This is a genomic window from Kribbella sp. NPDC048915, assembly GCF_040649595.1.
Classification (GTDB): domain Bacteria; phylum Actinomycetota; class Actinomycetes; order Propionibacteriales; family Kribbellaceae; genus Kribbella.
Genome location: NZ_JBEZFT010000010.1, coordinates 77,559 through 90,504, shown reverse-complemented (window position 1 = coordinate 90,504; position 12,946 = coordinate 77,559). Strand labels below are relative to the sequence as shown.

The following is a 12,946-nucleotide window of genomic DNA, read 5'->3' as shown; positions in this document are numbered from 1 at the left end:
TACCTGGGCCGTCAGGAATCCGTGAGCCGAAGCAGCGCTGCCGCCTGCTCGGGCTTCCCGATCTGGGCAGCCGTCGGAAACAGTCGCGTCCACGAGCCGACCCGTGTCAACTGACTCAACCGCCGAGCCAACAAGGCCGCCCGCCGTAACTCGGCCAACGTGAAGTCGTCCGTCCACGCCTCGAGATAGGCGTCCTCCCACCGGGCGGCCGTCCGCTCGTCCGTCGCCCGCTCCAGCGCGATCAGCAAACTGCAGAACGGCTGCCCGACATTCGCGTCACCCCAGTCGAAGAACGTGTACCGCCCCGGCCCCGCCACCAGGACCTGCCCATCGTGCAGATCCGCGTGATCCAGCGAATCCGGCACCCCGATCGCTGCCAACTCCGAGCACCACGCCTCGAGCCGCGGCCGAAACGCCTCCAACCGGGCCCGGTCCGCGGCATCCAATGGGACCGAGGCGATGGCCGCATCGAAGATCCCCGCCAGCGCCGCCACCCGAGCATCAGGTACGCCGAGACGCAACATCGCATCCACCCGCGGTACGACGCTCCGCTGCAGGTCGGCGTACTGCGTCAATGCCTCCTCCCACTCGCGCGGACCGGCGTCCAGGCTCCGCAACAGCGGTCCGCCGGACGGGAGCAACGACCACCCGCGGGTGGCGTCGACGGCGTACGGCGTGAGCACGTGCGAAGGCGCCCACCGCGCCAGGGCCTCGCCCAGCCCGGCCTCGAACGCGCTGCCGGGCGAGGCGGCCTTGAACCACAGCGGCTCGGCCGCCTCGACTCGCACGATGATCGACCACGGTCGGACGCGCACTCGCCGCGGACCGGTCTCGCGGATTCCGGCCTCCTTGAGTCGCGCGTCCAGCCAGTCGAGCGCGTCGGATCGCCAGGCCGGATCGTCCCAGGGCGTCTGGGCGTTCGGGTACGCGCCGCGGTCGATCTGCATGGCGCGACCATAATCGAGAGATGACGCGCTGGCCGGACTCGCCGTACCGAGTGGGGATTTCGGGCTGGCGCTACCCGCCCTGGCGCAAGGTCTACTACCCCGACGGACTGCCGCAGCGGGCCGAACTCGAGTACGCGTCCTCGCGGCTCAACACGATCGAGCTCAACGGCTCGTTCTACTCGCTGCAGCGGCCGTCGTCCTACCAGCGCTGGTACGACGAGACGCCCGAAGGCTTCGTGTTCGCGGTCAAGGGGCCGCGCTTCGTCACGCATCTGAAGCGGCTGGCCGATGTGGACGCGCCGCTGGCGAACTTCTTCGCGTCCGGTGTGCTTGCGTTGGGCAACAAGCTTGGACCGGTGCTGTGGCAGTTGCCGCCGAACTTCCGGTTCGAGGCCGAGCGGTTGGCGAACTTCTTCGACCAACTGCCGCGGACGACAACGCAGGCGGTCGAGGTCGCGAAGGGACACGACGAGCGGATGGAAGGCCGCGCGCTGCTCGAAGCCGCTGTGGACAAACCGCTGCGGTACGCGATCGAAGTACGGCACGACAGCTTCAAGACCAACGAGTTCGTCGAGCTTTGCAAGGCGCACGACATCGCGCTGGTCTGTGCGGACACGGCCGGCAAGTGGCCGAGGTTCACCGAGGTCACGGCGGATTTCGCGTACGTCCGGCTGCACGGCGCCGAGGAGTTGTACGTCAGCGGCTACGACGACAAGTCGCTCGCCCGCTGGGCCCGCACGATCCGCTCCTGGGAGTGCGACACCTACGTGTACTTCGACAACGACGCCAAGGTCCACGCGCCCTTCGACGCCGAAAACCTCGCGGCCCGCTTGGGCATCGCCGCGGCCGAGGAGGAGTGAGAGGCGGACGCCCACCACTCACTAACCACCCCGCGCCACACTGCCGCACGCTCAGCGTGGGCCGGGCGAGGGCCGCGAGTGAAGGTTAGTGAGTGGCGGGCGTCCGCGTCTCAGAAGAGCCTGGCGATGAGCGGGTCGGACGCCTCGACCCGCTCACCCAGCGACTCCGCCGACGGCTTCACCCAATGGTGCGGGAAGTAGACGCCGACCAGCGCGTCGTCCGCGACCACCAGGGTGAGCTCACCGATCCGGGTACCGACCACCGCATGCCTGTTCATACAAGCAGAACGCGCCGGCCCCGGATCGTGTGAGGGCTACGAGCCGATCCGCTCCCGCGTCCGGCGTCGGAAGTCCCGCCCGATCGTGGTCAGCTCCAGAGCCGTCAGCTCGGCGACCGCGACCGACGGGGTGGCGTCGGGGGCACACTGCACCAACCACTGCCCACCCGGATCGCTGACCCCGGAGAGCAGCGCGGCCTCCGGGTTCGCGGAGGCGGCGAGGCTGACCCAGGACGTGTTGTTGGCGGAGGCTCCCCGGACCTGGACGCCGATGTTCTCGTTCCGGCCGACGCCGTTGCTGGCGTACGACACCAGGACGACGTCCGCGCCGAGCCGGTCGTACTCGGTGAAGAACTCGGGGAACAGCACGTCCAGCCCCAACGCGAGGCCGAACCGCACCCCGTCCACCTCGAACGTCACCGGTTCGTTGCCCGCGGCATACATCCAGGTCGCCTTGGTGGTCGAGAGCGCGCGCTCGTCGTACCGAGCGACCACGCGACCCCGGTCGGACACGACGTACATGCTGTTGTACGGGCGCCCGTCCGCCACCCGGTGCACCGAGGGGATCACGGTCCACAGACCGAGCTCGCGGGACAGCGCGGCGATCTGGTCCAGCTCGGCCTGCAGCGCGGCCCAGTCGGCCTTGGTCCAGTCGGACGGACCGATCTGGTCCGGGCCGAGCGACGACATCACGCGCTTGCTCGGGAAGCAGATCGCTCCCTCGGTGAAGTGCACCAAGCGGGCGCCGGCCGCGGCCGCCTCCCGCATCAGGCGACGGACCTCGTCGCCACTCGTGCGCAGCAGCGCGGCGTCGGTCGGGTCTTCCCGCACCGTCGACTGCGTGACGGCGATGCGTAGGTTTTCCGGCATGTCTGGTTCTCCTGTCGGAGTCGGACGGAAGTGCCGGAGGGCAGCCGTGTAGGACTCGCCGGTCTTGGCGGCGCGGGCGCGGACCCGTTGCTTGAAGTTCCTGTGCGCTGTCATCTGGCCTTCCACGCACTCGCACGCGATCCCCCAGCGATCCCGTCGAGGCGGCTGACCAGGACGAGCGACCCGAGACAGGAAGTCCCTTTGCCTTCTCGAGGTGACCGGGCTGGGGCCGGTCGACGAAGGTGTGGCGCGGGCCGCGCCGGATTCACATCCTCACCGACCATGCGACGAATCGTCAACCGAACTCGCCGCCCACGCCGACGATGCCGGCCACCCGGGGCGGCATAAAGTCGGACCTGGGCGCGGTTGTCGGGATAGGACGCGCAGACGAGGTTAGGGAGCAGAGGGTGAGCATTCGGGTCGGGTACAAGGCTTCGGCGGAGCAGTTCGGACCGCGGGAGCTGGTGGAGTACTCCGTACGGGCCGAGGAGCTGGGTCTGGACAGTGTGACCGTGTCGGACCACTTCCTGCCGTGGCGGCACGAGGGCGGTCACGCGCCGTTCGCGCTGGCTTGGCTGGCCGCGGTGGGTGAGCGGACGAACCGGGTGCTGCTCGGTACGTCGGTGCTCACGCCGACGTTCCGGTACAACCCGGCGGTGATCGCGCAGGCGTTCGCGACCCTTGGCGTGCTGTACCCCGGCCGGGTGATGCTGGGTGTCGGCTCCGGCGAGGCGCTGAACGAGATCGCGGTGTCGGGGATGGAGTGGCCTGAGTTCAAGGAGCGGTTCGCCCGGCTGCGGGAGGCCGTGCAGCTGATCCGCGACCTGTGGACGAAGGACGGTGTCAGCTCCGACGGGCCGTACTACAAGACCAAGGACGCGTTCATCTACGACCGTCCGGAGACCCCGCTGAAGATCTACGTCGCCGCGGGCGGGCCGATGGTCGCGCGGTACGCCGGACGCGCCGGTGACGGGTTCATCGCGACCTCGGGCAAGGGCATGGAGCTGTACACCGAGCAACTGATCCCCGCCGTCAAGGAGGGCGCGGAGAAGGCCGGGAAGACGTTCGACGACATCGACCGGATGCTCGAGGTCAAGGTCTCCTACGACCGCGACCCGAAGCTCGCGCTGGAGAACACCCGGTTCTGGGCGCCGCTGTCGCTGACCGCGGAGCAGAAGCACAGCGTGACCAGCGCGACCGAGATGGAGCGGCTGGCCGACGAGCTGCCGATCGAGCAGGTCGCGAAGCGATGGATCGTGGCGTCGGATCCCGAGGAGGTCGTGAAGCAGTTCCAGCCGTACCTCGAGGCCGGCTTCAACCACTTCGTCGTGCACGGTCCGGGGCACGATCAGGAGCGATTCCTCGCCCAGTTCACCCAAGACGTCCTTCCCCTGCTGCGCAAACTGGGCTGACAATCGGGCCGTGGACCAGTACGAGATCGTCCAGGACAGCGACCCGCGGTGCGCCGAGCTCGAGGCAGCCGGGTACCGCGTGGTCGCCGAGTCGTGGGCGGTGCGGCTGTTCGACCCGGATCGTGAGCTGCTGGAGTCCGCCGTACTGCGGGCCACCTCGGGCGGGCTGACGATCCGGGAGCTCGGCGTGGAGTCGGCGGCGGACCTGTACGCGCTGGAGAAGTCCAACGAGTCGGACTACCCGGACACGCCCGCGACGCATCACGAGGTCGGCAGCCTGGACGACATCCGGGCGCTCTGGCCGGAGCATCGCGTCTTCGGTGCGTTCGACGGGCACCGGCTGGTCGGCGCGACCGTCATCAGCGCTCGGGACGGGTACGGCGACACGCGGTTCACCTCGGTACTGGCCACGCACCGCCGGCGCGGCGTGGCGCAAGCGGTGAAGGCCGCCTCGATCCTCGCCTTCCTCGACATCGGCATCACCCGCTTCAGCACCGGCGGAGCCGCCACCAATCAGGCCAGCCTGCAAGCCAACCAATCTCTGGGGTACGAGCTCACCGAACACTGGCGAACCTACGCACCCTGAGGGAGACGATGCGCGAGCCACAGCGGTACCTGAACGGAGAGCTGGTTGTGGTGGTCGACGTGGCGGATCTGGACCGGTCCGCCACGTTCTGGACGCAGGTGCTCGGCTACGAACGCGACGGCGATCCTGGCGTCTACCAAGCGCTGGTGCCGCGGGACGGCGTCGGCGTCGAGGTCCTGCTGCAGAAGGTCGGTGACCGGAAAGCCGGGAAGAACCGGGTGCACCTCGACCTGCGCACGAGCGACCTGGAGGCCGAGGTCGCCCGGGTCCGGGAGCTCGGCGCGCGGGTCCTGACCGACGAGCCCGTGGCCGAAGCCGGCTGGTCCTGGCATGTGCTGGCCGACCCGGACGGCAACGAGTTCTGTGTGTTGCAGCCCCCGGCCTAGTGCAGATCCGCAGAGAGGGACTTCGCGGCTTGGGTGAGGAGGGGGACGGCTCGTTCGACCAGAGGTTCGGACATGCGGCCGGCGGGGCCGGAGATCGAGATGGCCAGGTGGGAGGGGGCGTCGGGGACGGCGACCGCGACGCAGCGGACTCCGACCTCCTGCTCGCCCTCGTCGATCGCGTAGCCGGTGCCGGCGGCCTGGTGCAGCTGGTCGGTGAACGCGTCGGGGTCGGTGATGGTGTTGTCGGTGTGCTTCGGCATCCCGGTCCGGCGCAGCAGCTCGCGGACCTCGGCCTCGGGGAACTGGGCGAGGATCGCCTTGCCGACCGCGGTGCAGTGCGGCAGCACCCGCCGGCCGACCTCGGTGAACATCCGCATCGAGTGCCGCGACGGTACCTGCGCGAGGTACACGATCTGGTCGCCGTCGAGCATCGCCATGTTCGCCGACTCGCCGAGCTCGTCGACGAGCCGGGCCAGATGCGGCCGGGCGAACACACTCAGCATGTGCGACGAACTCTCCCCGAGCCGGATCAGTTTCGGCCCGAGCACGTACTGCCGCGACGGCTCCTGCCGCAGATAGCCGAGGTCGACCAGCGTGCGGACCAGCCGGTGGATCGTCGGCAGCGGCAGTCCGGACGCCGTCGCCAGCTGCGACAGGCCCATCATCCCGCCCGCGTCGGCCATCGTCTCGAGCAGCCCGAAGGCCCGCTCGATCGACTGCACGCTGCCGGTCCGGCCCTTGCCGTTCGTCTCCGCCATACGCCCACCTTTCCGGATCACGGAAGTTTAGCGTCAGATGCCGGAAGGCTTGTCGCTTCCGCACTGTAGATATTAGTCTCCACAATACGGAAAAGGAGGCTGCAGTGGACGACCTGATGGCCGAGCTCGACCGACGACTCGCGGACGCCGACGCGGCGCTGGCGGCCGACTACCGCGGCGACCGCGGCGTCCGGCAGCCGGTCCACACCGTGTATGTGCCCGCCGACCGGTACGACGTACACACCGTCGACGACTGGGGTGCCCAGGCGCGCGCGGCGCTGGACGAGTACGCCGGATCCGCCGCCGACCTCGCGAAGATCCTCGCGGCCGACATCACCGACGAGCTGTACGAGCGCGTCCGGGCGAAACTCGACCGCGAACCGATCGAGGACCTCCGCATCGACTTCGAGGACGGGTACGGCAACCGGCCGGACGACGAGGAGGACGCCGCGACGATCGCCGCTGCCCAGGCGCTCGCGGCGAACCCGCGCACGCCGTACCGCGGTCTCCGGATCAAGTCGCTCGAAGCGCCCACACGACGCCGCGGTGTGCGCACCCTCGGGCTCTTCCTCGAGCACCTCGGCCCGCCCGGTGACGGCTTCGTCATCACGCTGCCCAAGGTGACGTCGGTCGAGCAGGTCCAGGCGATGGTCCTCGTGTGCGAGACGTTCGAGCAGCAGTACGGCGTACCGCGGCTGCCGTTCGAGATCCAGGTGGAGACGCCGCAGGCGATCCTCGGCGCGGACGGAACAGCGCTGATCGCCCGGATGCTCAAGGCCGGCGGCGAGCGCGTCACCGGGCTGCATTACGGCACCTACGACTACTCCGCTTCGCTCGGCGTCGCGGCGGCGTACCAGAGCATGGAGCACCCGGTCGCCGACCACGCGAAGGATGTGATGCAGCTGGCCGCGGCCGGCACGGGCGTCTTCGTATCCGATGGATCGACCAACGTTCTCCCGGTCGGGGACGCGGTGCACGACGCGTGGCGCCTGCACTTCCGGCTGGTGCGGCGCTCGCTCGCGCGCGGCATCTACCAGGGCTGGGACATGCATCCGACGCAGCTCCCGACCCGGTTCGCGGCGACGTACCTCTTCTATCGGGAGGGCTTCGACCAGGCCGCGCAACGACTGCGCGCTTACCTCGGCCGCGGCGAGTCCGGGTACCTGGACGAGCCCGCGACCGCGGCGGCGCTGGCCGGGTTCGTGCTGCGCGGAATCGAGTGCGGTGCGTTGGAGACGACCGAGTTCAACACCACGGACCTCGCCAAGCTTGCTCGCCGGGCGCTGCCCAAGGACTAGCCTCGCTGCATGCGACTGGTTGCGGAGTTCACCACGGAACCCTTCGACGTGGAGGGATCACCGCCCGCGCACGCCACCGAGGCGTTGCGGGCGGCGGAAGCGGCGGGGCTCGACTGCGAGTTCGGTCCGCTTGGGACCCAGGTCAGCGGCGAGCAGGAACTCCTGCTGCCGGCGCTCCCGAAGGTCCTTGAGGCCGCGTTCGCCGGTGGCGCGAGCCAGGTGACGCTGCAGGTACGGCGCGATGCCTGAGCATCCGCTGGTGCGGGCGCTCGCACCCCTCGTCGAGCGGTTGGACGCCGAACTCGTGGATCCGGCGGACGCTCGGCCGGACGACGTGACGCTGGCGTGGGAGGGCGCGCCGGTGGTCGCCGTACGGCTGCCGTCCAAGCCGGCGGACGGCGGCGTACAGAGCCTGCTGGCCGAGGTCGCGGCCGAGCTGGGTGGTCCGCTGCGGGACCTGTCGCGGCACGACAAGCAGCGCGCGGTGCTGCTGCTCGAGGAGCGCGGCGCGTTCGAGTACCGCAAGTCGGCCGAGACCGTCGCCGAGGCGCTCGGTGTCACGCGTTTCACCGTCTACAACTACCTGAACCGCTCCCGCTGAACCTCCAGGTATGCAGAACCCCGCTGAAGTGGGTGTTTTCGAGGCCAAGGAGCGGGTTCTGCATACCTGGAGTGACAGCATCCGAAAATTCAACAAACTGTTGACGGCGGCGCGAACCGGTGCCACTCTCGTCATACGGAAAGTCGATTTCGGGATTCGAGAAGGTGTGACCTGTGGACCTGGAGGAGTTCAACTCCACACCGGCTGACCGGCTTCGGCCGGCGCTGGCGGCCTGCTGTGACGTGCCCCGGTGGGTCGACGCGGTGCTGGCCAAGCGGCCGTACGGCGACCTCGCCGCGCTGACCGCGGTCGCGGACGAGACGTTGCGGGGGCTCGACGACAACGAGGTCGATCGCGCGCTCCAGGCCCATCCGCGGATCGGTGACCGGCCGCAGGGCGCGAGTACCGAGGCGAACTGGTCACGCAGCGAGCAGTCCGGTGTCGGGACCGACCCGGACGTTCGACAAGAGCTTGCCGAAGGCAACCGTCGGTACGAGGAGCGGTTCGGCCGGGTGTTCCTGATCTGCGCGACCGGACTGTCCGCCGGGCAGCTGCTGGACAGCCTGCGGACCAGGCTCAACCACGACGACGTGACCGAGGCGGCCGTGATCCACGAGGAGCTGCGCAAGATCGCGCTGCTCCGCTTGAGCAAGGTGGTGGCGGGATGAGCTCGCTCAGCACGCACGTCCTCGACACGGCGCTCGGCCGGCCCGCACAAGGCATCCAGGTCGAGCTCTACCGCGGCGACGTCCTCGAGGCCAGCGGTACAACGGACGCGGACGGCCGGATCGCCGAGCTCGCGCCACGACTCGAGTTCGGAACGTACCGGCTCCGGTTCGACGTCGCGTCGTACGCACAGGCCACCGGCCAGGACGTCTTCTTTCCCGAGGTCGCCGTGACCTTCACGGTCGCCGACGAGCGGCACTACCACGTCCCGTTGCTGCTCAGCCCGTTCGCGTTTTCCACCTACCGAGGGAGCTGACCTCCGATGGCCATCCACCTGGGCGCCAACCAGTACGGCAAAGCCGAGAACCGCGTCGTCCGTGTCTACCGCGACACACCCCGCCACCAGATCCGCGACCTGAACGTCTCGACCGCGCTCCGCGGTCACTTCGAGGCCGCGCACACCACCGGCGATCAGAGCGACGTCCTGCCGACCGACACGCAGAAGAACACCGCGTTTGCGTTCGCCAAGGAGAAGGGTGTCGGGGCGATCGAGGACTACGCGCTGACGCTCGGCGCGCACTTCCTGGACGCGTCGCCGGCCGCCGAGGGCGCGCGGATCGCGGTCGAGGAGTACGCCTGGGAGCGGATCCAGGTCGACGGCGAGGGCCACGACCACTCGTTCGTCCGCAGCGGCAGCGGGGTCCGTACGACGGTCGTCAACGTCGAGGGCCGCGGCGCCGAGCGGAGGGCGTACGTCGTGTCCGGGATCAGCGATCTGGTCGTACTCAAGTCGACCGGGTCGGAGTTCCACGGGTTCCTCAAGGACAAGTACACGACGCTGCAGGAGACCGATGACCGCATCCTCGCGACGTCGCTGGTCGCGCGTTGGCGGTACGACCACACCGACGTCGACTGGGACAAGGCGTACGACCAGATCAAGGCGCTGCTGCTGTCGCGGTTCGCGACGATCCACAGCCTCGCGCTGCAGCAGACGCTGTACGGGATGGGTGCGGCCGTGCTCGAGCAGCACCCGGAAGTGGCCGAGATCAAGTTCTCGGCGCCGAACAAGCACCACTTCCTGGTCGACCTCTCGCCGTTCGGTGTGGAGAACCCTGGTGAGGTCTTCATCGCCGCCGACCGCCCGTACGGCCTGATCGAGGCCACCGTTACCCGCGACGACGCGCGCGACGCCGGGTCGGCCTGGCACGCCACCCCGGGCTTCTGCTGATCATGTCCAGGATCGTGATCGAGGGCGCCCACGTGGCGACCCTCGATCCGGCGCGCCGCGAGTTCGTCGGACATGTCGTTGTCGAGGGCAACCGCCTCGCGTCCGTCGGCCCCGGCAGCGCGCCGTCGTACGACGATGCCCGCGTCGTCGACGGGCGTGGCTGCCTCGTCACGCCCGGGTTCGTCAACACGCATCAGCACCTGTACCAATGGGTGACGCGCGGCCTCGCCGTCGACGCGACGCTCTTCGAGTGGCTGACCACGTTGTACCCGGTGTGGGCGCGGATCACCGAGGAGACCGTGTACGTCGCTGCTCGGGCGGCGCTGGCGCAACTCGCGCGCACCGGCTGTACGACGGTTGCGGATCATCACTATGTGTTCCCGCGGGACGGCGGGGACGTGCTTGCGGCCGAGATCACCGCGGCGGCGGATGTCGGCGTACGGTTCCATCCCGCCCGTGGGTCGATGGATCTCGGTCAGAAGGACGGCGGACTGCCGCCGGACTCCGTGGTCGAGGACCGCGACGAGATCCTCACCGCGACCGAGGCGGCGATCGACCGCTGGCACGACGCGGCCCCGGACTCGATGCTCCAACTCGTGGTCGCACCGTGTTCGCCGTTCAGCGTGAGCGGCGAGCTGATGCGCGAGTCGGCCGAGTTGGCGCGGCGGCGCGGCGTACGGCTGCACACCCATCTCGCCGAGACCGCTGACGAGACCGACTACTGCCGTGAACACTTCGGCTCCAGGCCGTTGGAGTACGTCGCCGGGCTCGGCTGGACCGGACCTGACGTGTGGTTTGCCCACGGCATCCACTTCTCGGACGTCGAGATCACCCGGTTGGGTACGGCGGGGACCGGCGTCGCGCACTGCCCGAGCTCGAACGCGCGCCTCGGTGCTGGAATCGCAAGGGTCGCCGACCTCCGCGCCGCCGGGAGCCCGGTCGGCCTGGGGGTGGACGGTGCCGCGAGCAACGAAGCGGGCAGCCTGGTGGAGGAACTGCGGCACGCATTGCTGTTCGCCCGGGGGCGCGGCGGTCCGCAGGCGCTGACGGTCCGCGACACCCTCGAAATGGCCACCCTCGACGGCGCCCGCATCCTGGGTCGCTCCGACGACCTCGGCTCGCTCGAGTCCGGCAAACTCGCCGACCTGGCCGTCTGGAACCTCACCACGCCCCCGCACGCCGGTATCGCCGATCCGGTCGCCGCGCTGGTCCTCGGTACGCCGCCACCCCTGGAACTGCTCCTGATCAACGGCCGCCCGGTCGTGGAACACGACACCGTGCTGACCGTCGACGAGCGGGCCCTCGCCGCCGAAACACGCCGCGTCGCGGCCCACTTCCTGAGCTGAGGCCTCACCGCCGAAGTGAGGCCTAACTGGTCAGGTGTGGCCGCCTGCTGAGGTGGGCCTCGGCGATCCGGCCACAGCGGCGTGGGACCTTGGACAAGCAATACCGTGTGCAAGGTCGCGTGCAGATGTGGATCGTTTGTCGGCGGTTGTCCACAGGTTGGAGATGGGTGGCCAAGAACGGTCGTGAGAGGTGCACCTTCTCGGGTGTGAACAGAAGATTGGAAGTGATCGTGGCACGTCGGGGCGGCTGGTTCACGCGGCGGGATGCGTCCGCGGCCGGCTACAGCGCCTCCGAGGTGCAGCGCCGGGTGCGCAGCGGCCAATGGCGCCGGATGAGCTACAACGCCTACGTCGAACCAAGCAGCGACCCGACCGACGAGACGCCGTGGGATCGGGCGCTCAGGTTGTATCGGCTGAGCATCCGGATGGCCTTCGAACGGCTCGCCGATGTCGTCGTCAGCCACCAGTCCGCGGCCGCATTGCACGGCCTCCCGCTCTGGGGAACAGATCTGAGCAAAGTGCACTTCACCCGCAGCGTGACCGGGCGCGATCGCACGGGGCGAACCCTCCGCATCCATCGTTCGCCGGTGGAAGACGACGAGGTCGTCGTGGTGGACGGTCTGCCGGTGACAAGCGTCGAGCGCGCGATCCTCGAGACGACATGCACGACGTCGTACGAGGTCGGTGTGGTGCTGAGCGACGCCGCACTGCGCCTCGGGTCAACAACTCGAGAACAGCTCGCAGCTTGTGTCGAACGTCATCGCCACTGGCCCGGATCACCCGCTGCACGGGCCGCCGTACAGTTCGCAGACGGGCTGAGCGAGTCGGTCGGGGAGTCTCGTCTCCGGGTCCTGATGGCGAACCACGAACTCCCCCCGCCGGAGCTCCAGGTCGAGATCCGCGACGACGACGGCGACCTGATCGGGCGCGTCGACTTCCTGCTACGACGCCACTCGATCGTGGAGTTCGACGGCGCCATCAAGTACGGCGAAGGCACACCCGCCGTACTGGCCGAGAAGCGGCGCGAGGACCGTCTCCGAGCAGCCGGGTACGGCCTAGCCCGCGTCGACTGGACGGACCTCGACCACCCCCAGCAGACAGCCCGTCACCTCCACAAGAACCTCCGGCAACACGAGCTGACAATCGCCCACAGATCATCGAACGCCCTCCACCTGCGCCAGACCTGACCTGAGAACGCGCATCCCGCACCCGCCCACGCGGCGGTCTTCCCGGTCCCCTTCGCAACGAGCCGTTCAACGTTCCGATAACTGCGCGCCGCCCACTCCAGCCACCCACCCCGCCGCGACCCCGCACACCTCACCGGGACCATCGACACGGTATTGCGTGTGGATGGTCCACCGAGCCTGGTAGAGGTCACTCGAGAGTGTGGAAGGTGGCCGTTGGACGATTGCCCGAGCGTGTCGAAGGAGGCCGGCGGGAACGCGGCGTGCGCCGTAAGCGGCAGACGTCGACCGCCGTCGACCGTCGACAACCGTCGCCGACTGCCAACAATCGTCGCCGACTGCCAACAATCGTCGACAATCGACGGCGATTCTCCACAACCGGCGGCGACCATCCACACGGTATTGCCTGTGCAAGGTCCCAGCAGCTTGTGCAGGGTCACCTATGCGTGTGGAAGGTGCCCGGCGGGAACGCTACGCGCACCGACAGCCACCGCCCGCGACCGCAGCGAGGGCAGCCAGGGCAGGC

Annotated in this window: 16 protein-coding genes; 12 read left to right on the top strand and 4 right to left on the bottom strand. The window is 69.1% G+C overall.

The window, feature by feature from the left end; genetic code table 11:
• Positions 1 to 11: 11 nt before the first annotated feature.
• Entirely contained in the window at positions 12 to 947 is a 936-nt protein-coding gene (locus AB0B82_RS08395; RefSeq protein WP_360164066.1) for a phosphotransferase, read from the bottom strand.
• A 20-nt stretch (positions 948 to 967) separates the two neighbouring features.
• Between AB0B82_RS08395 and AB0B82_RS08390 the strand changes: the two genes are divergently transcribed.
• Entirely contained in the window at positions 968 to 1,807 is an 840-nt protein-coding gene (locus tag AB0B82_RS08390; RefSeq protein WP_360164064.1) for a DUF72 domain-containing protein, read from the top strand.
• A 110-nt stretch (positions 1,808 to 1,917) separates the two neighbouring features.
• Here AB0B82_RS08390 and AB0B82_RS08385 read toward each other — a convergent pair whose 3' ends face one another.
• Together AB0B82_RS08385 and AB0B82_RS08380 are read right to left on the bottom strand one after the other, a co-directional pair.
• A complete protein-coding gene (locus AB0B82_RS08385; protein WP_360164062.1) occupies positions 1,918 to 2,085 on the bottom strand; it encodes a hypothetical protein in 168 nt (55 codons plus the stop codon).
• A gap of 36 nt (positions 2,086 to 2,121) precedes the next feature.
• Positions 2,122 to 3,069 (bottom strand): carbon-nitrogen hydrolase family protein, encoded by a 948-nt coding sequence (locus AB0B82_RS08380; protein WP_360164060.1) that lies wholly within the window; start codon positions 3,067 to 3,069, stop codon positions 2,122 to 2,124.
• 293 nt (positions 3,070 to 3,362) lie between these two features.
• Between AB0B82_RS08380 and fgd the strand changes: the two genes are divergently transcribed.
• The 3 genes from fgd to AB0B82_RS08365 are packed head-to-tail and all read left to right on the top strand — an operon-like array spanning position 3,363 to position 5,339.
• Positions 3,363 to 4,367 carry a glucose-6-phosphate dehydrogenase (coenzyme-F420) gene (gene fgd, locus AB0B82_RS08375; protein ID WP_360164058.1) on the top strand — a complete coding sequence of 335 codons (1,005 nt, stop codon included), beginning with the start codon at positions 3,363 to 3,365 and terminating at the stop codon, positions 4,365 to 4,367.
• Between the two features lie 10 nt (positions 4,368 to 4,377).
• The gene (locus tag AB0B82_RS08370) at positions 4,378 to 4,953 is read left to right on the top strand and encodes a GNAT family N-acetyltransferase (protein WP_360164056.1); all 576 of its coding nucleotides are present in this window, start codon (positions 4,378 to 4,380) and stop codon (positions 4,951 to 4,953) included.
• 8 nt (positions 4,954 to 4,961) lie between these two features.
• Positions 4,962 to 5,339, top strand: a complete 378-nt coding sequence (locus tag AB0B82_RS08365) for a VOC family protein (protein ID WP_360164054.1) — start codon at positions 4,962 to 4,964, stop codon at positions 5,337 to 5,339.
• On the opposite strand, the gene AB0B82_RS08360 is transcribed toward AB0B82_RS08365, so the two are convergent.
• Positions 5,336 to 6,097, bottom strand: a complete 762-nt coding sequence (locus AB0B82_RS08360; RefSeq protein ID WP_360164052.1) for an IclR family transcriptional regulator — start codon at positions 6,095 to 6,097, stop codon at positions 5,336 to 5,338. The two genes, AB0B82_RS08365 and AB0B82_RS08360, sit on opposite strands and share 4 nt — an antisense overlap.
• Positions 6,098 to 6,201: 104 nt before the next feature.
• Between AB0B82_RS08360 and AB0B82_RS08355 the strand changes: the two genes are divergently transcribed.
• The 8 genes from AB0B82_RS08355 (at position 6,202) to AB0B82_RS08320 (ending at position 12,423) form a co-directional block, all read left to right on the top strand.
• On the top strand, positions 6,202 to 7,395 hold the full coding sequence (locus AB0B82_RS08355) for an aldolase/citrate lyase family protein (RefSeq protein WP_360164050.1): 1,194 nt from the start codon (positions 6,202 to 6,204) through the stop codon (positions 7,393 to 7,395).
• 9 nt (positions 7,396 to 7,404) lie between these two features.
• Positions 7,405 to 7,644: a thiamine-binding protein gene (locus AB0B82_RS08350; protein ID WP_360164048.1), complete on the top strand. Its 240-nt coding sequence runs from the start codon at positions 7,405 to 7,407 to the stop codon at positions 7,642 to 7,644.
• Positions 7,637 to 7,996, top strand: coding sequence for a helix-turn-helix domain-containing protein (locus AB0B82_RS08345; protein ID WP_360164046.1), 360 nt, complete (start codon positions 7,637 to 7,639; stop codon positions 7,994 to 7,996). Before AB0B82_RS08350 ends, AB0B82_RS08345 begins: the two co-directional genes overlap by 8 nt.
• Positions 7,997 to 8,169: 173 nt before the next feature.
• Positions 8,170 to 8,664, top strand: coding sequence for a 2-oxo-4-hydroxy-4-carboxy-5-ureidoimidazoline decarboxylase (gene uraD / locus AB0B82_RS08340; RefSeq protein ID WP_360164044.1), 495 nt, complete (start codon positions 8,170 to 8,172; stop codon positions 8,662 to 8,664).
• A complete protein-coding gene (gene uraH, locus AB0B82_RS08335) occupies positions 8,661 to 8,978 on the top strand; it encodes a hydroxyisourate hydrolase (RefSeq protein ID WP_360164042.1) in 318 nt (105 codons plus the stop codon). The genes uraD and uraH overlap by 4 nt, the downstream gene beginning before the upstream one ends.
• A gap of 6 nt (positions 8,979 to 8,984) precedes the next feature.
• Positions 8,985 to 9,890, top strand: a complete 906-nt coding sequence (gene pucL / locus AB0B82_RS08330) for a factor-independent urate hydroxylase (RefSeq protein WP_360164040.1) — start codon at positions 8,985 to 8,987, stop codon at positions 9,888 to 9,890.
• A gap of 2 nt (positions 9,891 to 9,892) precedes the next feature.
• The gene (locus AB0B82_RS08325; protein WP_360164038.1) at positions 9,893 to 11,236 is read left to right on the top strand and encodes an 8-oxoguanine deaminase; all 1,344 of its coding nucleotides are present in this window, start codon (positions 9,893 to 9,895) and stop codon (positions 11,234 to 11,236) included.
• A gap of 206 nt (positions 11,237 to 11,442) precedes the next feature.
• Positions 11,443 to 12,423, top strand: coding sequence for a type IV toxin-antitoxin system AbiEi family antitoxin domain-containing protein (locus AB0B82_RS08320; protein ID WP_360164036.1), 981 nt, complete (start codon positions 11,443 to 11,445; stop codon positions 12,421 to 12,423).
• Positions 12,424 to 12,946: the final 523 nt, after the last annotated feature.

Bases quoted from the DNA above. Each gene is read 5' to 3' on its own strand.
- AB0B82_RS08390 (WP_360164064.1), top strand. From the start codon at position 968: ATGACGCGCTGGCCGGACTCGCCGTACCGAGTGGGGATTTCGGGCTGG.
- AB0B82_RS08325 (WP_360164038.1), top strand. From the start codon at position 9,893: ATGTCCAGGATCGTGATCGAGGGCGCCCACGTGGCGACCCTCGATCCG.
- AB0B82_RS08365 (WP_360164054.1), top strand. From the start codon at position 4,962: ATGCGCGAGCCACAGCGGTACCTGAACGGAGAGCTGGTTGTGGTGGTC.
- AB0B82_RS08395 (WP_360164066.1), bottom strand. From the start codon at position 947: ATGCAGATCGACCGCGGCGCGTACCCGAACGCCCAGACGCCCTGGGAC.
- AB0B82_RS08385 (WP_360164062.1), bottom strand. From the start codon at position 2,085: ATGAACAGGCATGCGGTGGTCGGTACCCGGATCGGTGAGCTCACCCTG.
- pucL (WP_360164040.1), top strand. From the start codon at position 8,985: ATGGCCATCCACCTGGGCGCCAACCAGTACGGCAAAGCCGAGAACCGC.
- AB0B82_RS08360 (WP_360164052.1), bottom strand. From the start codon at position 6,097: ATGGCGGAGACGAACGGCAAGGGCCGGACCGGCAGCGTGCAGTCGATC.
- AB0B82_RS08380 (WP_360164060.1), bottom strand. From the start codon at position 3,069: ATGACAGCGCACAGGAACTTCAAGCAACGGGTCCGCGCCCGCGCCGCC.
- AB0B82_RS08350 (WP_360164048.1), top strand. From the start codon at position 7,405: ATGCGACTGGTTGCGGAGTTCACCACGGAACCCTTCGACGTGGAGGGA.
- AB0B82_RS08345 (WP_360164046.1), top strand. From the start codon at position 7,637: ATGCCTGAGCATCCGCTGGTGCGGGCGCTCGCACCCCTCGTCGAGCGG.
- uraH (WP_360164042.1), top strand. From the start codon at position 8,661: ATGAGCTCGCTCAGCACGCACGTCCTCGACACGGCGCTCGGCCGGCCC.